The 25981-nt window shown below is 71.9% G+C and carries 24 protein-coding genes; 13 read left to right on the top strand and 11 right to left on the bottom strand.

Going from position 1 to position 25981, the window contains the following annotated elements:
- Positions 1-11: 11 nt before the first annotated feature.
- Together M1D46_RS12185 and glnA are read right to left on the bottom strand one after the other, a co-directional pair.
- Positions 12-755, bottom strand: a complete 744-nt coding sequence (locus tag M1D46_RS12185; RefSeq protein WP_456285659.1) for a ParA family protein — start codon at positions 753-755, stop codon at positions 12-14.
- A gap of 78 nt (positions 756-833) precedes the next feature.
- Positions 834-2258: a type I glutamate--ammonia ligase gene (gene glnA / locus M1D46_RS12180; protein ID WP_324014568.1), complete on the bottom strand. Its 1425-nt coding sequence runs from the start codon at positions 2256-2258 to the stop codon at positions 834-836.
- A 138-nt stretch (positions 2259-2396) separates the two neighbouring features.
- Between glnA and M1D46_RS12175 the strand changes: the two genes are divergently transcribed.
- Positions 2397-2828, top strand: a complete 432-nt coding sequence (locus tag M1D46_RS12175; protein WP_282977963.1) for an RDD family protein — start codon at positions 2397-2399, stop codon at positions 2826-2828.
- Positions 2829-2885: 57 nt separating this feature from the next.
- On the opposite strand, the gene M1D46_RS12170 is transcribed toward M1D46_RS12175, so the two are convergent.
- Complete coding sequence (locus M1D46_RS12170; protein ID WP_271172096.1) at positions 2886-3590, bottom strand: DUF4191 family protein; 705 nt, start codon at positions 3588-3590, stop codon at positions 2886-2888.
- A gap of 143 nt (positions 3591-3733) precedes the next feature.
- Here M1D46_RS12170 and M1D46_RS12165 point away from each other — a divergent pair, with 143 nt between their 5' ends.
- Positions 3734-4984, top strand: a complete 1251-nt coding sequence (locus M1D46_RS12165) for a hypothetical protein (RefSeq protein ID WP_456285658.1) — start codon at positions 3734-3736, stop codon at positions 4982-4984.
- Positions 4985-5029: 45 nt separating this feature from the next.
- Here the strand turns inward: M1D46_RS12165 and sucB are convergent, their stop codons facing one another.
- The 3 genes from sucB to M1D46_RS12150 form a co-directional block, all read right to left on the bottom strand.
- On the bottom strand, positions 5030-6778 hold the full coding sequence (gene sucB, locus M1D46_RS12160) for a 2-oxoglutarate dehydrogenase, E2 component, dihydrolipoamide succinyltransferase (RefSeq protein ID WP_456285657.1): 1749 nt from the start codon (positions 6776-6778) through the stop codon (positions 5030-5032).
- Between the two features lie 67 nt (positions 6779-6845).
- The gene (lpdA, locus tag M1D46_RS12155) at positions 6846-8219 is read right to left on the bottom strand and encodes a dihydrolipoyl dehydrogenase (protein ID WP_324014572.1); all 1374 of its coding nucleotides are present in this window, start codon (positions 8217-8219) and stop codon (positions 6846-6848) included.
- Positions 8216-9709 carry a leucyl aminopeptidase gene (locus tag M1D46_RS12150; protein ID WP_456285656.1) on the bottom strand — a complete coding sequence of 498 codons (1494 nt, stop codon included), beginning with the start codon at positions 9707-9709 and terminating at the stop codon, positions 8216-8218. The genes lpdA and M1D46_RS12150 overlap by 4 nt, the downstream gene beginning before the upstream one ends.
- Positions 9710-9784: 75 nt before the next feature.
- Between M1D46_RS12150 and M1D46_RS12145 the strand changes: the two genes are divergently transcribed.
- The 3 genes from M1D46_RS12145 to M1D46_RS12135 all read left to right on the top strand — a co-directional run bounded on the left by M1D46_RS12145 (position 9785) and on the right by M1D46_RS12135 (position 12951).
- Positions 9785-10720: a proteasome assembly chaperone family protein gene (locus M1D46_RS12145; RefSeq protein WP_456285655.1), complete on the top strand. Its 936-nt coding sequence runs from the start codon at positions 9785-9787 to the stop codon at positions 10718-10720.
- Between the two features lie 210 nt (positions 10721-10930).
- The gene (locus tag M1D46_RS12140; RefSeq protein WP_282977951.1) at positions 10931-12238 is read left to right on the top strand and encodes an RNA polymerase sigma factor; all 1308 of its coding nucleotides are present in this window, start codon (positions 10931-10933) and stop codon (positions 12236-12238) included.
- Positions 12238-12951 (top strand): coenzyme F420-0:L-glutamate ligase, encoded by a 714-nt coding sequence (locus tag M1D46_RS12135; RefSeq protein ID WP_271172089.1) that lies wholly within the window; start codon positions 12238-12240, stop codon positions 12949-12951. The genes M1D46_RS12140 and M1D46_RS12135 overlap by 1 nt, the downstream gene beginning before the upstream one ends.
- A 55-nt stretch (positions 12952-13006) precedes the next feature.
- Here the strand turns inward: M1D46_RS12135 and M1D46_RS12130 are convergent, their stop codons facing one another.
- Entirely contained in the window at positions 13007-14029 is a 1023-nt protein-coding gene (locus tag M1D46_RS12130) for a sugar-transfer associated ATP-grasp domain-containing protein (RefSeq protein ID WP_324014577.1), read from the bottom strand.
- Between the two features lie 49 nt (positions 14030-14078).
- On the opposite strand from M1D46_RS12130, the gene M1D46_RS12125 reads away from it, so the two are divergent.
- Together M1D46_RS12125 and M1D46_RS12120 are read left to right on the top strand one after the other, a co-directional pair.
- Positions 14079-14762, top strand: coding sequence for an alanine racemase (locus M1D46_RS12125; protein WP_455970174.1), 684 nt, complete (start codon positions 14079-14081; stop codon positions 14760-14762).
- Entirely contained in the window at positions 14759-15793 is a 1035-nt protein-coding gene (locus M1D46_RS12120) for an alanine racemase (RefSeq protein ID WP_456285654.1), read from the top strand. The genes M1D46_RS12125 and M1D46_RS12120 overlap by 4 nt, the downstream gene beginning before the upstream one ends.
- A 60-nt stretch (positions 15794-15853) precedes the next feature.
- Here the strand turns inward: M1D46_RS12120 and M1D46_RS12115 are convergent, their stop codons facing one another.
- Positions 15854-16069: a DUF7455 domain-containing protein gene (locus M1D46_RS12115; protein ID WP_271172085.1), complete on the bottom strand. Its 216-nt coding sequence runs from the start codon at positions 16067-16069 to the stop codon at positions 15854-15856.
- 214 nt (positions 16070-16283) lie between these two features.
- Here M1D46_RS12115 and M1D46_RS12110 point away from each other — a divergent pair, with 214 nt between their 5' ends.
- Positions 16284-18365 (top strand): DNA gyrase/topoisomerase IV subunit B, encoded by a 2082-nt coding sequence (locus tag M1D46_RS12110; protein ID WP_421076221.1) that lies wholly within the window; start codon positions 16284-16286, stop codon positions 18363-18365.
- 26 nt (positions 18366-18391) lie between these two features.
- Here the strand turns inward: M1D46_RS12110 and M1D46_RS12105 are convergent, their stop codons facing one another.
- A complete protein-coding gene (locus M1D46_RS12105; RefSeq protein WP_456285653.1) occupies positions 18392-20839 on the bottom strand; it encodes a DNA gyrase/topoisomerase IV subunit A in 2448 nt (815 codons plus the stop codon).
- 99 nt (positions 20840-20938) lie between these two features.
- Here M1D46_RS12105 and M1D46_RS12100 point away from each other — a divergent pair, with 99 nt between their 5' ends.
- Complete coding sequence (locus tag M1D46_RS12100) at positions 20939-22063, top strand: alkaline phosphatase family protein (RefSeq protein WP_324014583.1); 1125 nt, start codon at positions 20939-20941, stop codon at positions 22061-22063.
- Positions 22064-22066: 3 nt separating this feature from the next.
- Here the strand turns inward: M1D46_RS12100 and sepH are convergent, their stop codons facing one another.
- Positions 22067-23104, bottom strand: coding sequence for a septation protein SepH (gene sepH, locus M1D46_RS12095; RefSeq protein ID WP_324014585.1), 1038 nt, complete (start codon positions 23102-23104; stop codon positions 22067-22069).
- Between the two features lie 231 nt (positions 23105-23335).
- On the opposite strand from sepH, the gene M1D46_RS12090 reads away from it, so the two are divergent.
- Positions 23336-23629 (top strand): DUF4193 domain-containing protein, encoded by a 294-nt coding sequence (locus M1D46_RS12090; protein ID WP_271172080.1) that lies wholly within the window; start codon positions 23336-23338, stop codon positions 23627-23629.
- On the opposite strand, the gene M1D46_RS12085 is transcribed toward M1D46_RS12090, so the two are convergent.
- Positions 23604-24113 (bottom strand): DUF3093 family protein, encoded by a 510-nt coding sequence (locus M1D46_RS12085; RefSeq protein ID WP_271172079.1) that lies wholly within the window; start codon positions 24111-24113, stop codon positions 23604-23606. The genes M1D46_RS12090 and M1D46_RS12085 overlap by 26 nt on opposite strands.
- A 12-nt stretch (positions 24114-24125) precedes the next feature.
- On the opposite strand from M1D46_RS12085, the gene dut reads away from it, so the two are divergent.
- From dut to M1D46_RS12070, 3 genes are read left to right on the top strand one after another with little or no spacing between them, the layout of a single operon-like run.
- A complete protein-coding gene (gene dut / locus M1D46_RS12080; protein WP_282977938.1) occupies positions 24126-24575 on the top strand; it encodes a dUTP diphosphatase in 450 nt (149 codons plus the stop codon).
- Complete coding sequence (locus M1D46_RS12075) at positions 24572-25195, top strand: DUF3710 domain-containing protein (protein WP_271172077.1); 624 nt, start codon at positions 24572-24574, stop codon at positions 25193-25195. Before dut ends, M1D46_RS12075 begins: the two co-directional genes overlap by 4 nt.
- A complete protein-coding gene (locus M1D46_RS12070) occupies positions 25192-25917 on the top strand; it encodes a DUF3159 domain-containing protein (protein ID WP_456285652.1) in 726 nt (241 codons plus the stop codon). Before M1D46_RS12075 ends, M1D46_RS12070 begins: the two co-directional genes overlap by 4 nt.
- The last annotated feature ends 64 nt before the right edge of the window (positions 25918-25981 follow it).

Raw genomic sequence — 25981 nt, 5'->3', positions numbered from 1 at the left:
CGGAGGGCCCGTCACGCGCGCGCGACCCGGTGCCACAGCGCCGCGTAGGCCTTCGCGGCCTCTGAGCGCGGAGCGAAGGCGCCGATCGCCGCGTGCTTCTCGCCCATGCGCTCCGCGACGACCGTGAACGGCACGACGATGTCGGTGATCTCGGCGACGCGCGACGGCAGCTCGTCAGCGGCGTCGCGATGGCTGCGCTTGCGCCGGTCGACCATCGTGAGGAACGCCACGAGCGCGGCGTCGCGCCCGTCCTCGGCGAGCAGGTCGCGCACCTGGTCGAAGGACCGTAGCGAGAGCAGCGACGGCGCGAGCGGCGCGAGCACGACGTCGGCCGCACGCAGGGCGTTCTCGGCGACGAGCGATGCGCCTGGCGGGCAGTCGAGGATCACGACGTCGTAGTCGTCGCGCAGCGGCTTCAGGACGCGCGCGAGGCGCGACCCCGACTTCTTCGTCGCGTCCAGGGCGATGTCGAGGTCGCGGTAGGAGGCGTCGGCGGGCAGGACGTCCACCCCCTCGACCGACGTCTCCCGGATGGCCTTGGCGGCCGAGCGCTCGCCCGAGAGGACCGCCTCCGCGCCGCCGCGCAGCTTCTGGCGCACACCGAGCAGCCACGTCGCGGCCGCCTGCGGATCGAGGTCCCACAGGAGGACGCGATGCCCGTCCGCTGTGGCCTGCCAGGCGAGGTTCACGGCGGTCGTCGTCTTCCCGACGCCGCCCTTCGTGCTGAAGACGGCGATCACGCGCGAGTCGCTCATGGCGCCATCCTTCCACGGACGCGGGAGCGCCCCGGGGAACAGGTCCCCGGGGCGCTCCTCAGCATCGCTGTGCGCGGCTCAGACGCCGAAGTACAGCTCGTACTCGAAGGGGTGAGGACGCTGCGCGAGCGGCTTGATCTCGTTCTCCTCCTTGTACTCGATCCAGGTGTCGATGAGCTCCTGCGTGAACACGCCGCCCTCGAGGAGGAACGCGTGGTCCTCGCGGAGCGCGTCGAGCGAGTCCTGCAGCGAGTTCGGGACCTGGGGGATGCCCTTGGCCTCCTCGGCGGGGAGCTCGTACAGGTCCTTGTCGACCGGCTCGTGCGGCTCGATGCGGTTCTTGATGCCGTCGAGGCCGGCCATGAGCTGCGCGGCGAACGCGAGGTACGGGTTGCCCGACGCGTCGGGGGCGCGGAACTCGATGCGCTTGGCCTTCGGGTTCGAGCCGGTGATCGGGATGCGGATGGCCGCGGAGCGGTTGCCGGCGGAGTAGACGAGGTTCACGGGAGCCTCGAAGCCCTTGACGAGACGGTGGTAGCTGTTCAGCGTCGGGTTCGTGAACGCGAGGACCGCGGGAGCGTGCGCGAGGATGCCGCCGATGTACCAGCGGGCGATGTCGCTCAGGCCGCCGTAGCCGGTCTCGTCGTAGAAGAGGGGCTTGCCGTCGGCCCACAGCGACTGGTGCGTGTGCATGCCGGAGCCGTTGTCGCCGAAGAGCGGCTTGGGCATGAAGGTCGCGACCTTGCCCCACTCCTCGGCCGTGTTCTTGACGATGTACTTGAACTTCAGGATGTCGTCGGCCGCGTGCACCATGGTGTCGAAGCGGTAGTTGATCTCCTGCTGGCCGCCCGTGCCCACCTCGTGGTGCGCGCGCTCGAGCTCGAGGCCGGCCTCGATGAGCTTGAGGCTGATGTCGTCGCGGAGGTCAGCCGTCTTGTCGACGGGGGACACCGGGAAGTAGCCGCCCTTGTACGGGGTCTTGTTGGCCAGGTTGCCGCCCTCTTCGGCGCGGCCCGTGTTCCACGCGCCCTCCTCGGAGTCCACCGAGTAGAAGCTCGCGTTCTGCTTCACCTCGTAGCGCACGTCGTCGAAGATGTAGAACTCGGCCTCGGGAGCGAAGTACGCGGTGTCGGCGATGCCGGTGGAGGCGAGGTACTTCTCGGCCTTCTTGGCGACCTGGCGCGGGTCCTTCGCGTAGATCTCGCCGTTGCGCGGGTTGTAGATGTCGAAGACCATCACGAGCGTCTTCGCCTCGCGGAACGGGTCGAGGTATGCCGTCGACACGTCGGGGATGAGCTGCATGTCCGACTCGTGGATGTTCGCGAACCCGCGGATCGAGGAGCCGTCGAAGAGCTGGCCGACCGTGAAGAACTCCTCGTCCACGGTGGAAGCCGGGATGTTGAAGTGCTGCTGGACGCCGGGAAGGTCCGTGAAGCGGATGTCGAGGAACTTGACGTCCTCGTCCTTGATGAACTTCAGGACCTCGGAGGAATCTTTGAACATTGAGGCTCCAGTTGTGGGATCTCGGGTGGGGCAATCCGTGGAACGGACGACGCGGCAAACCTACGGCTCCGGCGTTGCCTCGTCATGTCCCTTATGTTTCCGGCATGTTACACAGCCCGGTTCCTCTAGGCTCGTCGGGTGACATCCCCCACCCACGCCGACCACCCGGGGGCCAGCCTGGGCCTGCCGGCATCGGGCGCCGGCTCGATCGCCCGTCCTGGCCGCCGCATCGCCGCGCTCGCGATCGACTACGCGGCGGCGACCCTCATCGCATCCGCCTTCTTCGGGTACGACCAGTTCGCTCTGCCCAGCGAGGCCGGTCTCACGATGTTCACGCCGCTCATGGTGTTCGCGGCGCTGCAGGTGCTCTTCATCCCCATGCTCGGCGGGAGCCCAGGGCACCGGCTCGTCGGGATGCGCCTGGTCCGAGCGGATGGCGCGTGGACGGGCGTCTGGCGGCCGATCGTGCGCACCGCGCTCCTCATGCTCGTGATCCCGGCCGTCGTGTGGGACCAGGACCAGCGGGGCCTGCATGACAAGGCCGCCGGGACGGTCCTCCTGCGCGCGTGACGCCTCTGACATGACGATGCCCTCGCCGCGCGGCGAGGGCATCGTCATGTCAGAGGATCAGCGCGGCCGCTGCGAGCGGACCTTCGTCGGGTCGATGCCCTTCGGGATGGGCAGCGACGTGATCGACTGCGACACCGACTCGATGCGCTGCAGCACGGCGCCCATCGTGGCGCGGTCGATCGCCTTCGGCAGGGCCTTGATCGTCTTCGCGAGCTGGTCGATCGGCACCTCGCCCTCGCCGTGGCCGACGTAGAACTCGTGGACCGGGACCCCCGACGCCACACGCTGGGCGCGCATCCGCTCGTCGCGCATGAGGCGCGTGAGCCGGCCCTTGGAGCCCTCTCCGACGACGACGATGCCGCCGCGGCCCACGGCGCGGTAGACCGCCTCCTGCGTCTTGGGGTTGATGCCGACCGGCATCTCCTCGCCGCGCCAGTTGCGGCCGAGCATGTTCGAGAGGACGTGGCCGCTGGCGCCGGGCATGCCGTCGAGCTTGCGGTACATCGCGCGCGTCGAGAAGCGCGTCATGGTCATCATGGCAGCGAGCGCGCCCACCATGAGTCCGGTGATGCCCCAGAGGAGGATGCCCCACCACTGCGGCTGCAGCAGGAAGCCGACGACGACGCCGAGGGCGACGCCGAGCACCACGATCCCGGCGAGCAGCCAGCCGAGCCAGGGGAAGGCCTCACGGGTGAACGTGAACAGTGACCTGATCTGCGAGAAGAAGCCGGGTCGCTTCTCGGCGGAAGTGCTGCGTGCCATGGGACAAGCCTACCGGCGCGCGGGTGCGCCCGAGTGCCGCTGAGCGGCCGACGACGCGTGCACAGGCGCCTCCGGACGGCGCGTCGGGCGCGTCGGCGCGATCCGCCGCGCGGCTCCCGGCTCCTGCGGGCGAGAGTGGGCGCATGGGGTGGGACGACGTGATCTCGGGGGAGCCGGGCATCTCCGAGGGGACAGGCGCGTATCGGCTGATCCGACACGTGGCTCCACCCGGTGCGCCGCTCGCGGGCGAGCTCGCGGCTGCGGGCGACGATGTGGTCCAGCTCGTGCGGACCGAAGCGGCGGAAGGATGGGACGGATGGCGTGCCGCCGGCGCGCAGCACGTGCTCGCTCCCGTCGACATCGTGAGGCTTCCGGATGGCCACGCGCTCGCGCTGCCGTGGTGCGTCGCGCGCCTGGAGACCTGGCTCGCCGGACGGCTCGCACGCGGGCCGGCGCTCGCGGGCGGGGAGATCGTGACGCTTGCGGTGAGCGTCCTCCGCGGCGTGCAGGAGGCCTGGGCGGGCCGCGCGGGGGACGAGCACGGGCCGAGCGGCGAGTGGTGGCTCACCGACGAGGCGCGCCCGGTGCTCGCTCTCGGGGCCGGGGATGCCGCCGAGGCCTCCGCACGGCGCGTGCTGGCGACCGTGAGCGAGGCATCGGGCGACCGCGTCGTGCGGCGCGCGCTCGACGAGTGCGCGACCGCGCTCGAGCGCCCGCGCGGGCTCCACCGCGCGCTCCCCGAGCTCGAGTCGCGGCTCTTCGACGCCTGCGCGCCGCGACCTCTGCTCCGAGCGGACGACGGCGCCGAGAGCTCGGACGCGGCAGCGACGCCCGAACGGCGTCAGGGCGCGGACCAGCCGGACCGCGCGGCGATGCCAGCCTGGAGCGACTGGATCGACCGGCACGTCGATGCGGGCGTGGGGATGCTGGCGACGCGTGCGTGGGAGGGGCTGCGCGAGGGGGCGGCGCTCATCCGAGCCCGTCTGCGGCCGCGCGGCGCGCGCACGGGCTCGCGTCGCGCTCCGCTTCTCGTCGGAGGCGCATGCGCGGCCGCGGTCCTCCTCGCCGGAGCCCTGTGGCCGTCGGACGCGTCGCCCGGCGCGGGCGCCGCAGAGGAGCCGGCCGCGGCTGCCGAGCCGGCGGATGCCGCGGGCGCGCCCGAGAGCGAGCACGGCCCCGAGGCGGAAGGGGCCGACGACGAGACGCCCGAGCAGGCGACGGCGCGGCTCGTCGAGGGGGCGGATGACGCCACCGTGGCCCTTCTCGACGACTTCGGGGATGTCGCCGTCACCCGCGCCGTGGTGGACGGCGAGACCCGGCACGTCGTGCTCGAGCGGGTCGACGGCGCATGGCGCCTGCGCCAGGTCTACGACACGGCGAAGGGGGCCGGATGAACGCGGTGCGTCCAGCCGGCCCCCTTCGCGCGGGGCGCGTCGACCTCAGATGCCGAGGTCGCCCGCGAAGTCCGCCGCCTCGAGGCGCGCCTTGACCGCCGACAGGAAGCGGGCGGCGTCCGCGCCGTCGATCGTGCGGTGGTCGTACGAGAGCGCGAGGTACACGTACGAGCGGATGCCGATGGCCTCGACCCCGTCGACCTTCACGACGCCGGGGCGCTTGAAGACGACGCCCGTGCCGAGGATCGCCGACTGCGGCAGGAACACGACCGGCGTGTCGAACAGCGCGCCGCGCGATCCGGTGTTCGTCAGGGTGAAGGTGCCGCCCGAGAGCTCGTCCGGCTTCAGCTTGTTGTCGCGCGTGCGCGCGGCGAGGTCGGCGATCTCGTGGGCGATCTGCGCGAGATTCTTCGACCCGGCGTCGCGGACGACCGGGGTGAGGAGACCGCGCTCGGTGTCGACCGCGATGGAGAGGTTCTCCGTCGGCGGGTAGACGATGTTGTTCTCGCCGTCGACCGTCGCGTTGACGATCGGGTACGCCTGCAGCGCCTCGGCGGCGGCGAGGGCGAAGAACGGCAGGAACGACAGCTTGTCGCCGGTCTTCTCGAGGAACGTGCCCTTGACCTCGTCGCGGAAGGCGGCGAGCTTCGTGACGTCGACCTCGACGACCGTGGTCAGCTGAGCGGTCTTCTGCATCGACTCGACGGCGCGCGACGCCAGCACCTTGCGCAGGCGCGACATCGGGGCGGTCGTGCCGCGCAGCGGCGACGGCTCGGGCTTGACCGCCGCAGCGGCTGCCGGCGCGGCTGCCGGAGCGGCGGCAGCGCCCTCCGCGGCCTTGAGGACGTCCTCCTTGCGGATGCGGCCGCCGACGCCCGTGCCCTTGACCGTGGACAGGTCGACGTTGTTCTGCGCCGCGAGACGGCGCACGAGCGGCGTCACGTAGAGCTTCTCGTCCTCGCCGGCGGGCGCGGCCGGCGCCGCAGGGGCGGCGGGAGCAGCCGGAGCAGCCGGGGCGGCGGGCGCAGCGGCCGGAGCGGGAGCAGCCGGGGCGGCGGGAGCAGCCGGGGCCGCAGCAGCCGGCGCCGGAGCGGCGGGGGCGGGGGCCGCGGGCGCCTCGGCCTCGGCGGGGGCCGCGGGGGCGGCAGCCGGGGCGGCGGGTGCAGCCGGGGCTCCGCTGCCGACGCGAGCGAGCACCGACCCGACCTCGACCGTCTCGTCCTCCTGGACGAGGATCTCCTGGACCGTGCCGGCGACCGGCGACGGGATCTCGGTGTCGACCTTGTCCGTGGAGATCTCCAGCAGCGGCTCGTCGACCTCGACGGAGTCGCCGACCTGCTTGAGCCAGCGGGTGACGGTGCCCTCGGTCACGCTCTCGCCCAGCTCGGGGAGCACGACGTCGGAGGAGTCGCCGCTCGCGGCGGGCGCGGCCGCGGGAGCCTCCGCGGCAGGCGCAGCCTGGGCGGCGGGAGCCTCCGCGGGGGCAGCCTGGGCGGGGGCGGCCTCGGCGGGCGCCGCCTCGGCGGCCGGTGCCGCGGGAGCCTCGGCCGCGCCGGAGCCGTCGCCGACACGGGCGAGCTCAGCACCGACCTCGACCGTCTCGTCCTCCTGCACGAGGATGGTCTCCAGGACGCCGCTCACCGGCGAGGGGATCTCGGTGTCGACCTTGTCGGTCGACACCTCGAGAAGCGGCTCGTCCGCTGCGACGGTGTCACCGACCTGCTTCAGCCAGCGGGTGACCGTACCCTCGGTCACGCTCTCTCCGAGAGCGGGGAGGACGACGGAAGTGCTCATGTCAGGAGTCTCCTTCGGAATGTCGAATTCTTGTCTAGCTTAGTGTTGTTGGGGTCCGGGGGCGGCGTCACAGCGCGTGGAGCGGCTTGCCCGCGAGCGCCAGGAAGGCCTCGCCGAGCGCTTCGCTCTGCGTCGGATGCGCATGGATGAGGGGCGCCAGGTCGTCGGGGTGGGCTTCCCACGCGACGGCCAGCTGGCCCTCCGTGATGAGCTCGCCGACGCGGTCGCCGATGAGGTGCACGCCGAGGACGGGGCCGTCCTTGCGGCGCACGACCTTCACGAGTCCGCCGGTCCCGATGATCTCGCTCTTCGCGTTGCCCGCGAGATTGAACTCGGCGGTCTCGATCCCGTCGACGCCGTGCTGCGCGATCGCCTGCGCCTCGGTCGCGCCGACCGAGGCGAGCTCGGGGTGGGAGTAGGTCACGCGGGGGAGCTGGGCATCGGGAACCGGGGCGCTCGCGAGACCCGCGATGCGCTCGGCGACGGCGATGCCCTGCTGGAAGCTGCGGTGCGCGAGCTGCAGGCCCGGCACGATGTCGCCCACGGCCCACACGCCGCGTGCGCTCGTGCGCAGCTCGTCGTCGACGACGACGAAGCCGCGATCCCGCCGGACGCCGGCCTCGTCGAGACCGAGGCCGTCGGTCGCGGGGCCGCGACCGACGGCCACGAGCAGCACATCGGCCGTGTGCGTCTCGCCGTTCTCGAGCGTCACGGTGACGGCGTCGGCGGTCTGCGACGCCGACGCGAAGCGGACGCCGAGCGAGGTGCGGATGCCGCGACGGCGGTAGGCGCGCTCGAGACCCTTGCTGAGCGCGATGTCCTCGTTGGGCGCGAGATGCTCGAGGGCCTCCACGATCGTCACTTCGGCGCCGAAAGACCGCCAGACGCTCGCGAACTCGACGCCGATCACCCCGCCGCCGAGGATGATCGCGCTCGACGGGATCTCATCCAGGGCGAGGGCGCCCTCGCTCGCCATGATCCTGCCCCCGAGCTCGAGCCCGGGCAGCGTCCGGCTGTACGAGCCCGTCGCGAGGACGACGTCCTGCGCACGCAGGAGATCGTCGCCGACGCGGACGGCCGGGCCCGCCTCGAGACGCCCCTCGCCGGCGACGACCGTGATGCCGCGCGCCTTGATGAGGCCCTCGAGGCCCTTGTGCTTCTTCGCCACGATGCCGTCGCGGTAGGCAGCCACCTGCGCGGCGTCGATGCCCGAGAGCTCGGCGGTCACGCCGAACTCGGCCGCGCCGCGCACGGTGTCGGCGACCTCCGCCGCGTGCAGCAGCGCCTTCGTGGGGATGCACCCCCGATGCAGGCACGTGCCGCCGACCTTGTCCTTCTCCACGATCGCCACGCGCTTGCCGAGCTCGGCGGCGCGCAGCGCGGCGGCGTAGCCGCCGCTGCCGCCGCCGAGGACGACGACGTCGAAGACCTGCTCGGTCATCGCACCTCACCGCCCGCCGCGACGAAGTCGATGAGCGCGCGGACGGTGGCGCCGGTCGGACCCTTGTCCGTGAAGCCGAAGGCGCTGCCGGTGCTCATCGACGAGCCCGCGATGTCGAGGTGCACCCACGGGATGCGCGGGGCGTCGTCTCCCTCGCCGGTCCGGCCCACGAAGCGCTGCAGGAACAGCCCCGCGAAGAGCGCGCCGCCCGCGCGGTTCCCGACGTTCGCGTTGCGCATGTCGGCCACACGCGAGTCGAGCTCCTCGGCGATGTGCTCGGGCAGGGGGAGCGCCCACGCGAGCTCGCCGGTCCGATCGGCGGAGCGGAGGAACGCGTCGACCGCGTCGCCGTGCCCCATCACGCCCGTGTGGCGCGTGCCGAGCGCGACGATCATCGCCCCGGTGAGGGTCGCGACGTCGACGATGACATCGGGGTTCTCCCTGCTCGCGGCGATGAGGCCGTCGGCGAGCACGAGCCGCCCCTCCGCGTCGGTGTTGGTCACCTCGACGGTCGTGCCGTCGGCCATCACGAGCACGTCGCCGGGGCGTGTCGCGCGACCGGACGGCATGTTGTCCGCGATGCACATCCACGCCGTCACCCGCACGGGAAGCTCGAGCTGGGCGGCGGCGCGGACGACCGCGAGCACCTCGGCGGCGCCCGTCATGTCCTCCTGCATGCCGACCATCGACGCCGCGGGCTTGAGCGAGAGCCCGCCCGTGTCGAAGGTGATGCCCTTGCCGACGAGCGCGATGTGGCGCTCCGCGCCGGCCGGGGCGTAGTCGAGGCGGACGAGGCGCGGCGGCCGGTCGGATCCCTTCCCGACGCCGAGGATGCCGCCGAAGCCGGCCTCCGCGAGAGCGCTCTCGTCCCACACGGTGACGTCGATCGGCAGACCCTGCGTCGTCTCGACCGCCGTGTCGGCCAGCTGCGCCGGGCTCTGCCACTCGGCGGGCGTCGACACGAGGTCCTTCACGAGGGCGACGGCCTCGGCTCCTGCGCGCACCGCGGCGAGGGCCGCGTCGTCCGCGCCTTCCGGCGCGTGCACGACGACGCGCGACGCCCGACGGCGCTTGTCCTTCTTGTCCTGCGAGTCGGACTTGTATCCCGCGAACGCGTATCCGCCGAGCGCCGCGCCCTCGGCGGCCGCGCGCCATCCGTCCTCCACCTCGGCGGCGACGGAGACGGCGATCGTGTCGAAGCCCGTGAGCGAGCGGATGGCCGTCCCCACGGCGTCGCGGACGGCGTCCGCATCGGGGCGCCGTCCGAGGCCGACCACCGCGAGCGGGGCATCCGAGAAGCCCGGCGCGTAGACCCGCGCGAACGCGTTGCGGGCCCCCGTGAAGCCGATGGCATCGAGCGCGGGGAGGAGGTCGGCGAGCCCGGCCGGCCCCGGCCCTTCGCCCGTCAGATCGGGGATCGCGATCACGAGGGCATCGGCGCCCTCTGCGGGGAACGTGGCTGCGGACAGCTCGATCTCGGGGTGAGGCATTCCTCCATCCTAGGTTCGCGCTCGCCCGACCCCGACGACCGCCCGCGCGGGCCGTGCGACTCGTAGCATGGAGGAATGCCCGCTCATCGAGATCTCTTCGAACGACTCGCCGACGCCCCCGTGGTTCCCGGTGGCCTGCCGCTCGTCGTGCTCCTGACCGGGTTCACCGACGCCGGCGGCGCCGTGTCGGGCGCGATCGACTACATGCGGGAGGACCTCGATCCGTACGTCATCGCGGTGTTCTCGAACGACGTGCTCCTCGACTACCGGGCGCGTCGCCCGATCGTCACCTTCGACAAGGACCACCTGACCGAGTTCCGCCCGCCGCGCCTCGAGCTCTCCCTCGTCCACGACGCGCTCGGCCAGCCCTTCCTCCTCCTGTCCGGGTACGAGCCCGACTTCGTGTGGGACGCGTTCGCCGAGACGGTGATCGCCTTCGCGCGGGAGTTCGACGTGTCGGGGCTCACCTGGGTGCACGCGATCGCGATGCCGGTCCCGCACACCCGCGAGCTGGGCGTCACCGTGAGCGGCAACCGCACCGAGCTGATCGCCGCGCAGTCGATCTGGCAGCCCCGCACGCAGGTGCCGGCGACCGCGGGGCACCTCCTGGAGTACCGCGCGTCGGCCGCCGGGCTGCTCGTGGCCGGGTTCGTCCTCCTCGTGCCGCACTACCTCGCCGAGACCGACTACCCTGCGGCGACGCTGTCGGCGATCGACCGGATCGCGTCGTCGACGGGGCGCGTGTTCGATCTCGACGGACTCCGCGACGACAACCTCGAGTACCTCGCGAAGGTCGAGGAGCAGATCCACGGCAACGACGAGCTCGCGCGGATGGTGACGGGGCTCGAGGAGCGATACGACGCCTACATGGCCAATCTGTCGGACGGCGGAGCGCCGAGCTCGGCCGGCCTCATCCACGAGAGCGACATCCCGAGCGCCGACGAGCTCGCCGCCGAGCTCGAGCGGTACCTCGCCTCCCGTCCGAACGGCGACGAGGACAAGCCGAACTGACCCCGCCGGGAATGTGGGCGGGGGCCGGGCTGTTTCCCTCATCGGAGCGGATCGAGCCGCGGCGGAGGACGCGGCTCAGGTATGAGAGAATGAGTGCACGACCCGTTGTCGAGTCCGTGCTGTCGAGGCGCGGGACTTGACAAGGGTCTTACTAGTGCCCGAAGACACCCGGGGGCGACGCGCGCAGCGCCGTCGGTGAAAGGCGAGAACGTGACAACTGCCACGAAGGCTTCGCGGAGTACCGCGAAGAAGGACGAAGCCGCCGCGGAAGAGGTCGTCGAGGAGACGGCTCAGGGCTCCACGGCGAAGAAGACGACCAAGAAGACCGCAGCGAAGACCGCGTCGACGAAGAAGACGAAGGCGGCCAAGAGCACAGCGAAGAAGGGGTCCGACGAGGACGCCGAGATCGAGGAGGACGTCGACGTCGAGGACATCGACGTGGACGCCGACGCGGAGACCGACGCCGACGAGGTGAAGGACGACGCCAAGGGCGACGAGAAGGACGAGAAGAAGCCGGCCGTCGAGCCGCTTCCGACCGGCGCGATCGTCATCAGCTCGAGCGACGAGGAGGACGTTCCCGTCTACTCGACGCAGATCACCGGCGCGACGGCCGACCCCGTCAAGGACTACCTGAAGCAGATCGGCAAGGTGCCCCTCCTCAACGCGGCGGAGGAGGTCGACCTCGCGATGCGCATCGAGGCCGGTCTGTTCGCCGAGGAGAAGCTCTCCAAGATGTCGGCCGCCGAGAAGTCGAGCCAGCTCGGCCTCGACCTCCAGTGGGTCGCGCGCGACGGCCAGCGGGCGAAGAGCCACCTGCTCGGCGCCAACCTGCGCCTCGTCGTCTCGCTCGCGAAGCGCTACACGGGCCGCGGCATGCAGTTCCTGGACCTCATCCAGGAGGGCAACCTCGGTCTCATCCGCGCGGTCGAGAAGTTCGACTACACCAAGGGCTTCAAGTTCTCGACCTACGCGACGTGGTGGATCCGCCAGGCGATCACGCGCGCGATGGCCGACCAGGCGCGCACCATCCGCATCCCGGTCCACATGGTCGAGGTCATCAACAAGCTCGCCCGCGTCCAGCGGCAGATGCTGCAGGACCTCGGTCGCGAGCCCACGCCCGAGGAGCTCTCCAAGGAGCTCGACATGACCCCCGAGAAGGTCATCGAGGTCCAGAAGTACGGTCGCGAGCCCATCTCGCTGCACACGCCCCTCGGCGAGGACGGCGACAGCGAGTTCGGCGACCTCATCGAGGACACCGAGGCCGTGGTCCCCGCGGACGCGGTGGGCTTCACGATGCTGCAGCGTCAGCTCGAGAGCCTGCTCGACTCGCTCTCCGAGCGCGAGGCGGGCGTCATCCGCATGCGCTTCGGTCTCGGCGACGGGCAGCCCAAGACGCTCGACCAGATCGGCGACACCTTCGGCGTGACGCGCGAGCGCATCCGCCAGATCGAGTCGAAGACCATGGCGAAGCTGCGCCACCCGAGCCGCTCGCAGTCGCTCCGGGACTACCTCGAGTGATGGCGGAGGCGAACGAGGGCAAGCACCTCGAGGTCGAGGTCGACGGCGTCCGCTACGCGCGCATCCCCCTGCGCACGAAGGTGGTCATGCCGGATGACGAGATCGACGCGATCATCGCGGAGTACGCGAAGGACGCCGTCGAGCCGGGAGACCTCCTGTTCGTGACGGAGAAGATCGTCGCGATCACGCAGGGCCGCTCGTACATGATGGACGAGATCCGGCCGCGGAAGCTGGCGACCTTCCTCTCGAAGTACGTCACGAAGACCGCGTACGGCATCGGCCTGGGCATCCCCGAGACGATGGAGATGGCGCTGCGCGAGGTCGGCACGCCGCGCATCCTCTTCGCGGCCGCCGTGTCGGCCGTGACGAAGCTCCTCGGCCGCCGCGGCGACTTCTACCGCATCGCGGGAGACAAGGCGCGCGCGATCGACGGGCCGACCCCCGGCACGATCCCGCCGTACAACCGGGCGGTCGTGCTCGGCCCCGAGCGTCCGCGCGAGGTCGCCGAGCACGTGCGCTCGCTGCTCGGGGTGGACGCCGACGTCGCCGTGGTCGACATCAACGACATCGGCGGGAACATCCTCGGCTCGACGCTCGACAAGGCCGGCGAGAAGCGCCTCGTGCGCATCCTCGGCGACAACCCGCTGGGGCAGGGCCACCAGTCGACCCCGCTCGGCATCATCCGGAAGGTCACCGCGCCGGCCGGTCGCTGATCAGACGCGCGAGAACGGGCCGGACCCCTCGGGGTCCGGCCCGTTCTGCGTTCCGTCAGAAGCCGATCGCCGCGCGGTAGCGGGGCTTGTGCCCCGTGCGGATGCCCGTCACGGACGGCTTGTTCTCGTAGACGCCGGCGCCCCAGTTGCCCTCGACGAGCACGGGGCCGTCGGGGGAGACGACGACGTCCCAGCCCACGTACTGCACCTGCGGCACGATGCGCGCGACCTGGTCGATGAACGCGCGCACCTCCTCCATGAACGGCAGCTGGAACTGCGCGATCGGGAAGCCCGTGTCGGGGTGCTTCTCGTGGACGTGGCCGTGGGAGTCGTACCCCGCGCCGATCGCGTGCCCCGCGTCGTCGAGCATCGTGTAGAAGCCGCCGAACGACATCTGGTCGCTCACCGCTCCGCGGCCGAACTTCTGCGCGATCGCGAGGATGTGCACGTCGCTTCCGTCGTTGAACGCCGTGATGCGCGTCGTGTTGACCGTTCCGGGGCAGACAGCGGCGAGGTCGGGATGCTGCACGATGACCTCCTCGAGGAGGATCTCGTCGCGCTCGAGGAGACCGCGGTGGAACGCGGCCCAGTCCTGTACCTCCTCGGCGTGGTAGCGGTGCACTCCGAGCCCCATGTGGCTCACGGGCACCTTGGCGACGATCGTGCCGTGCTTCTCGACGAACGCGCGGACCGCGTCCGCGTTCCCCGCCTCGACGACGAGCCACTCGCGCCGCAGGAAGCGGTCGAAGCGCCGGTTGAACTCGATCTTGTTCTCGAAGAGGACGCGGTGGTCGGGGTGCGCGTACTTCGCGGCGAGCTGCATCGACACCGGGTGGGTCATGAACGTCGCCCGCTCCTCGCGCGTGAGGATCGCGAAGTCGTAGTCGACGTAGTCCTGGAACGCGACGTCGCGCCGTGCGGCGGACCACAGCATGTCGGCGACGACGAGCGGGACCGCCTTGCCGTGCTGCTCGTGCACCTCCTTGGCGCGTTCGATCACCGACCCGACGTCGATGCGGCGCGCGCGCTCCACGAGGTAGCGGAGCTTGGGGCCGAGGCTCAGGCCGGTCGAGGGCATACGGGCGTCCTCCAGGTCGCTTGCGATGGGCCTGGCTAGTCTAGATCGGGTGACTTCGCAGCGCCTTCGGACGTCCGCGCCCCGCGCGCGCGTGTCGGCAGCGGCCCTGGCCGCGAACCTGCGTGACACGCCGCCCGACGCGATCGGCGACGTCCGGCGCGATGCGTGGGGCCACGGCCTCGTGACCGTGGCGCGCGCCCTGCACGCGGCGGGTGTCCGGGCGGTGCGCGCGGACGCGCCGGATGTCGCGATCGTCGAGGATCTCGGCCTCGTCGCGACCGCCGACGAGCCGACGCTGCCCATGGCCCGCGTCCTGGGCCTTCCCGGCTCCGGCGGACAGCCGGTCCTGTCGCTCGCATCGCGCGTCCTGTCGACGAAGCCGCTCCTCGCGGGCGAGGGCGTGTCGTACGGCTTCGTCCACCGCGCGCCCGCCGACACGCAGATCGCGCTCGTCCCCGGCGGGTACGCGCAGGGCGTCGTGCGCGCGCTCGGCAGCCGCGCGCACGTCGACATCCGCGGACGCCGCTGCGCGATCGTCGGGCGCGTCGCGATGGACGTGTGCGTCGTGGACGTCGGCGGGGCGGATGGCGCGGAGCCGGGCGACGAGGTCGTCTTCTTCGGATCGGGCGCCGTGCGCGACGAGATCGCCGAGTGGACGACGGTGACGGGTCTGACGGCCGCCGAGCTGGTGGCGCGGGTCGGCCTCGGCGTGGAGAGGGAGGTCGTCGCGTGAGCGCCCTGCGGATCGATCTGGGCCGGTTCCGGGAGAACGTGCGCGCCGTCAGGGCCCGCGTCGCGCCGGCCGACCTCATGGTCGTCGTCAAGGACGACGCCTACGCCCACGGCGTGGAGGCCATCGCGGACGCGGCCGCCGCGGAGGGCGTGCGCTGGCTCGGCGCATTCGACATCGCGACCGGCATGCGCGCCAAGGCCGTGACCGGCGACCGCGCGCGGGTGTTCTCGTGGCTGACCGTCGACGAGGGCGAGATCGCGGAGGCTCTCGAGGCGGGCGTCGAGCTCGGCGTGGGCGACGCGGGCTATCTCGAGCGCGTCGGCCGCGTGGCCGCCGCCCGCGGCGAGACCGCGGTCGTCCACCTCAAGATCGACACGGGCCTGCACCGCAACGGCGTGCGCGTCGAGGCGTGGCCGGCGTTCGCGGCCCGCGCGGCCGCGCTCGAGGCGGAGAACGCGGTGCGGGTCGCCGGGATCTGGAGCCACATCGCCGAGGCGAGCGACGAGGAGGACGACGCCGCGCGCGCTCTCTTCGACGAGGCGGTCGCGGCGGCGCGAGCGGCCGGCCTGCGGCCCGAGGTGCGCCACCTCGCGGCCAGCGCGGCCGCGTGGCATCGCGCGGAGTTCCGGTGCGACCTCGTCCGGGTCGGCGCCTTCTGCTACGGCATCCGCTCGGCCGAGGGGCCGGAGATCCCCGGCACCGCGCCATCCGCCTCCCTCGTGAGCGAGGTGACCGCCGTGCACGGCGACACGGTCGAGGTGGGCATCGGCTCGCTCGACGGCCTGTTCTCCACGCTCGCCGGGCGGATGTCGGTGGGCACGCCCGCGGGCGCGCGTCGGCTGCGCGCGGTGCGCGAGACGACGTCGACGATCGACGGGTGGGACGGCGCGGCTGTCGGCGACGAGGTCGTGCTGTTCGGCGCGGGCGATCGCGGCGAGAGCACGTCGACGACCATCGCCGAGGCGATCGGCACGGTCGGCGAGGAGCCCCTCCTGCGCGTGTCGCCCCTCATCCCGCGCGTGTACGTCTGAGGAGCGGGAACGGCGAAGCGCCCGCCCCCTCGCGGGGACGGGCGCCTCGGAAGCCTGGTGTCAGTCCGTCTCGGCGAGACGGGCCGTCTCGTCGAGCCACGAGGTCGCCACGGCGCGCAGCTTCTCCTCGTACTTGCGACCGTGGTGGGCGCAGTAGAGCAGCTGGCTGCCGTTGACCTCGGCGGCGATGTACGCCTGCGCCCCGCAGCTGTCGCAGCGGTCGGCCGCGGTGAGACGGTACGAGACAGGGGCTTCGGGTGTGGATGTCGCGGTCATGGTCTGCCTCCCTGTTCGAACCTGTCGATCTCGGTCTCGACTCTTCCGATTCACTGTATGAAACCACGGGGACCTCGGAATCATGCCCGCATGGCCGCATGTTTCGCTCTGCGCGTACGGGCTGGACGCGAGCGCGCCGGATGTCCTCGTGGGAGCGCGCATCGGGGGAGTGTCGCAGGCTCTTCCGGGCACGTCGAAAGTATGATCGAAGATCGTGACCTCCGAGTACTCCGCTCATCATCTCCAGGTGCTGGAAGGCCTCGAGGCCGTCCGCAAGCGCCCCGGCATGTACATCGGGTCGAACGGATCGCCCGGCCTCATGCACTGCCTGTGGGAGATCATCGACAACGCCGTGGACGAGGCGGTCGCCGGCAACGGCACGCGCATCGACGTCATCCTGCACGGCGACGGCAGCGTCGAGGTCCAGGACCGCGGCCGCGGCGTGCCGGTCGACGTCGAGCCCCGCACGGGCCTGTCCGGCGTCGAGGTCGTCTACACGAAGCTCCACGCGGGCGGGAAGTTCGGCGGCGGCTCGTACGCCGCCTCCGGCGGGCTCCACGGCGTCGGCGCGTCGGTCGTGAACGCCCTGTCCGAGCGCCTCGACGTCGAGGTCGACCGCGACGGCAAGACCTGGGCGATGTCGTTCCACCGCGGCGAGCCCGGGCGCTTCGCGGACACCGGCGAGCCGACGCCCGAGGCGCCGTTCACGCCCTTCGAGGAGCGCAGCGAGCTGCGCGTCGTCGGCAAGGTCGCCAAGGGCGTCACCGGCACGCGTGTGCGGTACTGGGCCGACCGGCAGATCTTCACGAAGGATGCGGCGTTCCAGGTCGACGAGCTCGTCACGCGCGCGCGGCAGACGGCGTTCCTCGTGCCGGGGCTCGAGATCGTGATCCGCGACGAGCGCGGAGACGAGCCGACGGAGACGTCGTACCGCTTCGACGGCGGCATCTCCGAGTTCGTGCACTTCCTCGCGACCGACGCGCCCGTGACCGACGACTGGCGCTTCCAGGGCTCCGGCACGTACACCGAGACGGTGCCGATGCTGCAGCCCGACGGATCGATGCGATCCACGGATGTCCAGCGCGAGTGCAGCGTCGACATCGCGCTGCGCTGGGGCACGGGGTACGACACGATCATCCGCTCGTTCGTCAACATCATCTCCACGCCCAAGGGCGGCACGCACCAGCAGGGCTTCGAGCAGGAGCTGCTCAAGCAGCTGCGCGCGGAGGTCGAGAAGAACGCACGGCGTCTCAAGGTCGGCCAGAACGACCGCATCGAGAAGGACGACGTGCTGGCCGGTCTCACGGCGGTCCTCACGGTGTCGGTGCCGGAGCCGCAGTTCGAGGGCCAGACGAAGGAGGTGCTCGGGACGCCCGCCGTCCGCGCGATCGTCGCGAAGGTCGTCCGCGAGGGCCTCAAGGAGCGCTTCACCTCGACGCGCCGCGACGACAAGAACCAGACGTCGATGCTCCTCGACAAGGTCGTCGCCGAGATGAAGGCGCGCGTGTCGGCGCGCGCCCACAAGGAGACGCAGCGCCGCAAGAACGCGCTCGAGAGCTCGTCGCTCCCGGCCAAGCTCATCGACTGCCGCTCGAGCGACGTGTCGAACTCCGAGCTGTTCATCGTCGAGGGCGATTCGGCGCTCGGCACGGCCCGCCGCGCTCGCGACAGCGAGTTCCAGGCCCTTCTGCCCATCCGCGGGAAGATCCTCAACACGCAGAAGGCCTCGATCGGCGACATGCTCTCGAACGCCGAGTGCGCCTCGATCATCCAGGTCGTGGGCGCAGGCTCCGGGCGGACGTTCGACATCGACGCCGCGCGTTACGGCAAGGTCATCATGATGAGCGACGCCGACGTCGACGGCGCGCACATCCGCACCCTGCTGCTGACCCTCTTCTACCGGTACCTCCGGCCCCTCATCGAGCACGGCAGGGTGTACGCGGCCGTTCCGCCGCTGCACCGCGTGATCGTCATGAACCCGGGCTCGAAGCCCAACGAGACGATCTACACCTACAGCGACGCCGAGCTCACGCGCCTCCTCGCGCGGCTGCAGAAGCAGGGCAAGCGCTGGCAGGAGCCCATCCAGCGCTACAAGGGACTCGGCGAGATGGACGCGGACCAGCTCGCGGAGACGACGATGCAGCGCGACGGCCGACTCCTGCGCCGCGTGCGCATGGAGGACGCCGAGGCCGCGGGCCGCGTGTTCGAGATGCTCATGGGCAACGAGGTCGCCCCGCGCCGCGAGTTCATCATCGACTCCGCCGACCGCCTGGACCGCGAGTCGATCGACGTCTAGGACGGGCGCTCGGCCGAGCGCCCGTCCTAGACGAGCGTCCGGCCGATCGAGGCGACGACGGATTCGAGCGGCTGCCCCGACGCGTCGCGCTTCGAGAGGGTCTGCGGGAGCTTCCGCACCGACCCGTTCGCGTCCACCGCGAGGGCGGGGTCGGGGCCGACCCACGCGAGCGTCAGCCGGTCCTCGCCCCGGAGGAAGGCGTGCGCGCGGACGCCGCCCGTCGCGCGGCCCTTGCCGGGGAACTCCGAGAAGTCCGAGATCTTCGCCCGCCCCGTGTCGGCGCCCGCGAGCATCCCCTCGGCGCCCGACACCGTGACGACGACCGTGTCGTCGCCGGTCGCCGCGCCGAAGAAGAGCACGGCGCCCTTCGCGCTGAGCTTGATCCCGGCCATGCCGCCTGCCGCGGCCCCCTGGGGGCGCACCGAGGAGGCGGCGAAGCGCAGCAGCTGCGCGTCGGTCGTGATGAAGACGAGCTCGGCGTCGTCGGGTGCCGACGCCGCGCCCACGACCTCGTCGCCGGGCTTGAGCGCGATGACCTCGAGCTCGGGCTTCGCCGGCAGCGCGGACGGGACGATCCGCTTCACGACGCCCTGCGCGGTGCCGATGGCGACCGGAGCGTCGTCGTCGAGCTTCACGAGCGCGAGGATCCGCTCGCTCCGGTCGGCGAGCCCGATGTAGTCGTGCAGCTTGACGCCCACGCCCAGCTGCACCGCGTTCGGCGGCACCGACGGCAGGTCGACGGGGTGGAACCGCACGATGCGCCCGCGGTTCGTGAGCGCTCCGGCCTCGCCGCGGACGGTCGTCTGGACCGTCGAGAGGATCGCATCGTGCTTGCTCCGCCTCGACGGCGCCGCGAGCTGCTGGCCCTCCGGGACCTCGACGCGCACCGCGCGCCCCGTCGTCGACAGCGCCACGAGCGTGGGGCCATCCGCGATCTGGAGGTCGACATCCGAGGTCTGCCGCGTGCGCGCCGCGGCGGGCTTCGCGTTCATGAGGAGCGTGCGCCGCGGCGTGCCGTACTTGTCGACGACCGCGTCCAGCTCCGCCGCCACCTGCCTGCGCAGCAGCGCATCGGAGCCCAGGAGCTCCTCGAGGTGCGCGATCTCGGCGAGCAGCTCGTCGCGCTCCTTCTCGAGCTCGATGCGCGAGAACTTCGTGAGGCGGCGCAGGCGCAGCTCGAGGATGTACTCGGCCTGCACGTCGTCGAGATCGAACACCTGGCACAGGCGCGTGCGGGCCTGCTCGGAGTCGTCGGACGTGCGGATGACCTGGATGACCTCGTCGATGTCGAGGATGGCCACGAGTAGGCCGCGCACGAGGTGCAGGCGCTCCTGACGCCGCGCGAGGCGGAAGCGGCTGCGGCGCGTGACCACCTGCAGGCGGTGTTCGACGTAGACCCGCAGGAGCTCGACGAGGCCGAGCGTGTGCGGCCGCCCGCCGACGAGGGCGACGTTGTTGAAGTTGAAGGAGTCCTCGAGCGGTGTGAGGCGGTAGAGCCGCTCGAGCACGGCCTGCGGGTCGAAGCCCGTCTTCACCCCGATGACGATGCGCAGCCCGTTGTTGCGGTCGGTGAGGTCGGTGACATCGCTGATGCCCTGGAGCTTCTTGGACTGGACGGCGTCCTTGAGCTTCTCGATCACGCGCTCGGGCCCGACCATGTAGGGCAGCTCCGTGACGACGATGCCCGTGCGGCGCGGGCCGATCTGCTCGATCGACACCTTCCCCCGCACCTTGATCGCGCCGCGGCCCGTCTCGTACGCGTCTCGGATCCCGTCGAGGCCGACGACGATGCCGCCCGAGGGGAAGTCCGGCCCCGGGACGAACTCCATGAGCTGGTCGAGGGTCGCGTCGGGGTTCTCGAGGAGGAAGTTGGCGGCCGCGACGACCTCGGTGAGGTTGTGCGGCGCCATGTTCGTCGCCATGCCGACGGCGATCCCCGTCGTGCCGTTCACGAGGAGGTTCGGGTAGGCGGCCGGCAGGACGTCGGGCTGCTGGAACTGCCCGTCGTAGTTGGGGATGAAGTCGACGACATCCTCGTCGAGGTTCTCGGTCATCGCCATGGCGGCGGCCGCGAGGCGCGCCTCGGTGTACCGGGCCGCCGCGGGGCCGTCGTCGAGCGAGCCGAAGTTGCCGTGCCCGTCGACGAGCGGCACGCGCAGCGCGAAGTCCTGCGCGAGGCGCACGAGGGCGTCGTAGATGGCGGTGTCGCCGTGCGGGTGGAGCTTTCCCATCACCTCGCCGACGACGCGCGCGCTCTTCACATGGCCGCGGTCGGGGCGCAGCCCCATCTCGGCCATCTGGTAGAGGATGCGGCGCTGCACGGGCTTGAGGCCGTCGCGCGCATCCGGCAGGGCGCGCGAGTAGATGACGGAGTAGGCGTACTCGAGGTACGACCCCTGCATCTCCGACTCGAGGTCGATGTCCTCGATGCGCTCCTCGACCGGCGTGGCGTCGGATGCCTGCTTGCGCGCCATTCAGCCCTCTCCTCGGGTGGGACGGATCCCGGGCCGTGCGGCGCGCGCCCGCGGGCGGAGGGCGACGGCGCGCAGCTCCGCTGTGGGAGACTGGCCCGGATGTCCCTCATCGTACCGGCGGGCCCCCTGAACGCCCGGAGCCTCACCGAGGTCGCGCAGGAGTCCCTGCGATCGCTCGACGGAGGAGGGGAGTGGCTGCCCGCCGCGACCTCCGCGGTCATCGTCGTCGTCGACGGCCTCGGATCGATCCAGCTGCGCGCCCATGCCGGGCACGCGCGACGTCTCGCGGGCGCCATGGCCAAGAAGGATGTCGCGCGCAGCGTGTTCCCGTCGACGACGGCCGCGGCGCTCACGAGCACGCTCACCGGCGCCTGGCCGGGAGAGCACGGACTCGTCGGCTACCGCGTCCTCGACCCCGCGCAGGGAGTGCTCGCCAACCAGCTGAACGGCTACGAGCGCGACGGCCTCGACCCCGTCACGTGGCAGCGCGCGACGACCGTCTTCGAGCGCGCGCACGCCGACGGCCGCGCGGCGTTCGCGGTCGGGCTCGCCGAGTTCGCGGGCAGCGGCTTCACCGCGGCCGTCCTGCGCGGCGCGCGCTACATCGCGGAGGACGGCGTCCGGGCGCGCCTCGCGACCGCGTACGGGCTCGCGAGCGCTCACCCCGGCTCGGTCGTCTACTGCTACCTGCCCGAGGTCGACAAGGCCGGCCACCGGCACGGCGTCGCCTCGGACGCGTGGGTCGCCGCCCTGGAGGACGTCGACGCCGCGTTCGCCGCGCCCGTCCCCGCGGGCGTCGGCGTCGTCGTGACCGCCGACCACGGGATGATCGACGTGCCCCGGCACCGGCACATCCTCCTCCGCGACGGAGACCCGCGACTCGACGGGGTGGCGCTCGTCGGCGGCGAGCCGCGGCTGCTGCATCTCTACCTCGAGGACGACGCGCGGGCCGACGAGGTCGCGGACGTCTGGCGCCGCGCAGACGAGGGGACCGCCGACATCGCCACGCGCGCGGAGGCGATCGCCTCCGGTCTCTTCGGCGACGTCCATCCGGATGTCGAGGCGCGCATCGGCGACGTGCTCGTCGCGGCGCGCGGGACGTGGGCGTTCTACGACGACCGCCTGGACGACAAGCGTCCGCAGGACATGGTGGGTCAGCACGGGTCGACGACCCCCGAGGAGATGACCGTGCCGCTGATCCGCCTCGGCTCCTACGCGCGCTGAGGCTCAGTCGTCCGCACGGGCTCCGAAGACGATCTCGTCCCACGAGGGCATGGACGCGCGCCCTCGACGACGCGGGGTCTCCGGCTCGGGCTGCGGTGCGGGCTGCTCCGGCTCCGACTCCGAGCGGTAGCCCGGCTCGAGCGCATCGAAGAGCGCGACGGGAGCGGGCCCGTGATCCTCGCCATCGGCCTCGGCCGGCGGCGTCTCCTCCATCTCGAGGACGGGAGCGCTCTCGCGCTGGCCCCGACGGCGGCGCAGCGCCTCGAGGAGGTCGGCGGTCTCGGAGCTCGGCCCCTCCGCGCTGGGCGCGCGCTTCGTCGCGGCCTCGCGCACTGACGGGATCGACCGGGTCATGCCGTCGGTCGCCGCGTCCTGCTCGGGGAGCCTGCGAGGCCCGAAGGCGCCGGAGTCGAAGCGATCCTCGTCGGCCGTCTCGACGACCTCGAGCGCGCGCAGGCGGGGGATGAGCCCCTCCGGCAGCGGGCCCTGACGCGAGAGCTGCGTGGCGTCGCCGTTGAGGGGAGCGAGGGCGCTGCGCCGCGGGTCGAAGCTCCACCGGGCGTCGTGGTCGACCTCCGCGGCCGAGAACTCGAGCTTGACGATCCAGCCGGTCTCGTCCTTCCAGCTCGTCCAGCGCTCGCCCGAGGCGTCGAGGTCCGCGAGCTTCGAGCGGATGGCCTCGCCGAAGGTCGGATTCTGGTCGCCGGCGAGGTCGACCCCCATGAGCACGGGAACGGCGAGGGCACGGCCAACGATGTGCTCGCGCTCGGCGAGCACGGGGCCCTCGAAGCGGCGGACGTCCTCGACGCGCGCGCCGAGGAGATCCGCGACCTGCTCGGCCGTGAGTCCCGCGCGGATGTGCTGCTGGATGTCGCGAGGGCTCGCGGTCGGCGCGTGGGACTCCTCGCGATGCGCCGCGCGGTCGATCCGGCGCAGCTCGGAACGCAGCAGGTCGTCCACGGGGAGCGTGAAGCGCTGCCCCGACTCGTTCGCCAGGACGAGCTTGCCGTCCTCGGTCCCCACGATCGTGAGCTGATCCATGCTCTTGCTCCTCACACGATGACAATCGGTGTCCCGACATGGTTTCACGCGCGGTGGCTCGCAGGCGGGAATACCGCGGGCGCGCCGCGAGTTTCATCGCGAGCACGGACGGACGCCCGACGGCGACGCGCTGAGCATTTGCGAAAGCCGCGGGCGTCGTGCAAACTATCGCCGCCCCGCCCGATGGCGGGGATGTGCAACACCCGATGACGAAAGAAGTGACGCCCTCCGATGGCAACCGACTACGACGCCCCACGCAAGAGCGAAGACGACAACAACGAGTCGATCGAGGCGCTCAAGGCGCGCCGCCCCGATAACGCGGGATCCATCGACTCGGAGGACGCGGACAACCCGTCGAGCTTCGACCTGCCGGGCGCCGACCTGTCCAATGTCGAGCTCGATGTCGTCGTGCTCCCGCCGCAGGAGGATGAGTTCACCTGCATGAGCTGCTTCCTCGTGAAGCACCGCTCGCAGCTCGACCACGACGGCGCCGACGGGCCTATCTGCCGCGACTGCGCTGCGTGATCTGCGCGCGCACCACGGCCGCCGCGAGGCGGTCGGGGGTGCGCGTGGAGATCGTCCACGACGAGACGGGATCGTCCGGGTCGATGACCGGGACCACGACGACCGGGTCGATCCCGCCTCGCACGAGATACCACCCGCGCGGGTCGAGCCCGGCTCCCCGCGCCGCCTTCGCCTCGTCGCCCGTGAGCGCCGCCGGCTCGCCGAGGAGCTCCACTTCGATGCGCGCCCGTCCTGCGCGCAGCATGCCGTCGCGCACCTCCACGACGGGCGACGATGCGATGAGCAGGGCGATGACGCCGACGGCCACGATCGCCCCCAGTGCGAGGGCGATCGACGGATCGAGGCGCACGAAGACGAGCGACACCATGGGCGCGGCGATCGCGGCCGACGCGAGCAGCCAGAGCGACGGGGAGAGCCGCTCGCGGTAGACGGCGGCGGCGCCCGCGGCCGACGCGCTGTTCGGGGACGACACTGTGTTCTGCATTACCCTCGTTGCGTGACCGATATCGTTGACGTCCCCATTGTCGCATCAGAGGCTCCCGCGTACGCGCACCCCGGCGACGCCGGGGCGGACCTCGTCGCGAGCGAGTCGGTGCTCCTCGAGCCGGGAGAGCGTGCGCTCGTCGGCACCGGCGTGCGCATCGCGCTGCCCGAGGGCTACGCCGCGTTCGTCGTCCCGCGCAGCGGGCTCGCGGCCAAGCACGGCATCACGATCGTGAACGCGCCGGGCACGATCGATGCGGGCTACCGGGGCGAGATCAAGGTCGCCCTCCTGAACACCGACGCCCGAGAGGCGTACCAGATCACCGCGGGGGACCGCATCGCTCAGCTCATCCTGATGCCCGTCCCGCGCGCCCGATTCATCCCGGTCGACGAGCTGCCCGACTCCGTGCGCGGGGTCGGCGGATTCGGCTCGACCGGCTACGAGACACGAGGAGTGGCATGAGCGACGAGAGCGCGCCGCAGAACGACGAGATCGCCGTCCCCGAGGGCGAGGCCGCGCCCGCGACGACCCGCAATCGCGCCGAGGAGGGGCCGTTCGACGAGAGCGAGGCCAACCCGGTCCGCCCGTACATCGATCTCGGCGGCATCAAGATCCTGCCGCGCGAGGGCCTCAACCTCCGGCTCGAGGTCGAGGAGCAGTCCAAGCGCATCGTCGCGGTCGGGCTCGACTACGCCGAGTCCACGCTCCAGGTCCAGCCGTTCGCGGCGCCGCGGTCCAGCGGACTGTGGGATGAGACGCGAGACCAGATCCGCGACCAGGTGCGTCAGCAGGGCGGGCGGGTCGAGGAGCGCGAGGGACCCCTCGGCCCCGAGCTCCTCGCCGAGGTGCCGGTCGTCGCGGGTGGCGGCAGCGCGGAGAAGCGCCTCGCCCGCTTCATCGGAGTGGACGGCCCGCGCTGGTTCCTGCGCGGCGTCGTGGGCGGGCGCGCGACGAGCGACCCCGAGGCGGCGGAGCGGATCGAGGACCTCTTCCGCTCGATCGTCGTCGTGCGCGGCGGCGCTCCCATGCCGCCGCGCGACCTCATCCCGCTCAAGATGCCGCAGACGCCGGGCGCGGCGTGACCGGACAGGACGACCGGGGGGACGAGACGCCCCTCGAGCCGCCGCGCGCGTCCGACGCACTCGGAGCGGCACTCGGCGACGCCGCGCGCCGCATGGGGCTGGACCCCGCTGAGGAGCGGAGCACCGGCCACGTCGTCTGGAAGGCGATGGGCGGCTGGCGCGGCGTGCTCGAGTCGGTGCTGCCGAGCCTCGCCTTCGTCGTCCTCTTCACGCTGCGGCCCGACGCCCTCGCTCTCGCGCTCGGGGTCTCGGTCGGCGTCGCGGCGGTGTTCACGGTCGTGCGTCTCGTCCAGAAGTCGCCCCCTTCCGCCGCGATCGGAGGCCTCGTCGCGGCCGCCGCCGCGGCGGCGCTCGCGCTGTGGACGGGGCGCGGCGAGGACAACTTCGTCCCGGGGTTCCTGACGAACGGCCTCTACGGCACGGCGCTGCTCGTCTCGGCGCTCGTCGGCTGGTCGCTCATCGGCCTCGCGGCCGGCTTCCTGATGGGCGAGGGGACGGCGTGGCGCGCCGACCGGCGCAAGCGGCGGGTGTTCTTCTGGCTGGGCATCGCATGGGCCGCGCTCTTCTTCGCGCGGCTCGCCGTGCAGCTGCCGCTCTACTTCGCGGGCGACGTCACGGCCCTCGGCACCCTCAAGATCGTCATGGGGCTGCCGCTGTTCGCGCCCATGGTCGCCGTCACCTGGCTCGCCGTGCGCGCGCTGTACGGCCGAAGCGAAGGCTGAGCGCGGCGCGACGGGGACCGGCCGCGGGCGCGTGGTAGATTTATCTTGACATCGAGATAAATTG

It is taken from the genome of Microbacterium sp. JZ70 (assembly GCF_053903225.1).
Note: the sequence above shows the minus strand (reverse complement) of the source record. Positions and strands in the feature narration are given on the sequence as shown.

What these genes read in the sequence shown, in the direction of transcription:
- M1D46_RS12185 (WP_456285659.1), bottom strand. Translation starts at nt 755, where the DNA reads ATGAGCGACTCGCGCGTGATCGCCGTCTTCAGCACGAAGGGCGGCGTC.
- glnA (WP_324014568.1), bottom strand. Translation starts at nt 2,258, where the DNA reads ATGTTCAAAGATTCCTCCGAGGTCCTGAAGTTCATCAAGGACGAGGAC.
- M1D46_RS12170 (WP_271172096.1), bottom strand. Translation starts at nt 3,590, where the DNA reads ATGGCACGCAGCACTTCCGCCGAGAAGCGACCCGGCTTCTTCTCGCAG.
- M1D46_RS12165 (WP_456285658.1), top strand. Translation starts at nt 3,734, where the DNA reads ATGGGGTGGGACGACGTGATCTCGGGGGAGCCGGGCATCTCCGAGGGG.
- sucB (WP_456285657.1), bottom strand. Translation starts at nt 6,778, where the DNA reads ATGAGCACTTCCGTCGTCCTCCCCGCTCTCGGAGAGAGCGTGACCGAG.
- lpdA (WP_324014572.1), bottom strand. Translation starts at nt 8,219, where the DNA reads ATGACCGAGCAGGTCTTCGACGTCGTCGTCCTCGGCGGCGGCAGCGGC.
- M1D46_RS12150 (WP_456285656.1), bottom strand. Translation starts at nt 9,709, where the DNA reads ATGCCTCACCCCGAGATCGAGCTGTCCGCAGCCACGTTCCCCGCAGAG.
- M1D46_RS12145 (WP_456285655.1), top strand. Translation starts at nt 9,785, where the DNA reads ATGCCCGCTCATCGAGATCTCTTCGAACGACTCGCCGACGCCCCCGTG.
- M1D46_RS12135 (WP_271172089.1), top strand. Translation starts at nt 12,238, where the DNA reads ATGGCGGAGGCGAACGAGGGCAAGCACCTCGAGGTCGAGGTCGACGGC.
- M1D46_RS12130 (WP_324014577.1), bottom strand. Translation starts at nt 14,029, where the DNA reads ATGCCCTCGACCGGCCTGAGCCTCGGCCCCAAGCTCCGCTACCTCGTG.
- M1D46_RS12115 (WP_271172085.1), bottom strand. Translation starts at nt 16,069, where the DNA reads ATGACCGCGACATCCACACCCGAAGCCCCTGTCTCGTACCGTCTCACC.
- M1D46_RS12105 (WP_456285653.1), bottom strand. Translation starts at nt 20,839, where the DNA reads ATGGCGCGCAAGCAGGCATCCGACGCCACGCCGGTCGAGGAGCGCATC.
- M1D46_RS12100 (WP_324014583.1), top strand. Translation starts at nt 20,939, where the DNA reads ATGTCCCTCATCGTACCGGCGGGCCCCCTGAACGCCCGGAGCCTCACC.
- sepH (WP_324014585.1), bottom strand. Translation starts at nt 23,104, where the DNA reads ATGGATCAGCTCACGATCGTGGGGACCGAGGACGGCAAGCTCGTCCTG.
- M1D46_RS12090 (WP_271172080.1), top strand. Translation starts at nt 23,336, where the DNA reads ATGGCAACCGACTACGACGCCCCACGCAAGAGCGAAGACGACAACAAC.
- M1D46_RS12085 (WP_271172079.1), bottom strand. Translation starts at nt 24,113, where the DNA reads ATGCAGAACACAGTGTCGTCCCCGAACAGCGCGTCGGCCGCGGGCGCC.
- M1D46_RS12075 (WP_271172077.1), top strand. Translation starts at nt 24,572, where the DNA reads ATGAGCGACGAGAGCGCGCCGCAGAACGACGAGATCGCCGTCCCCGAG.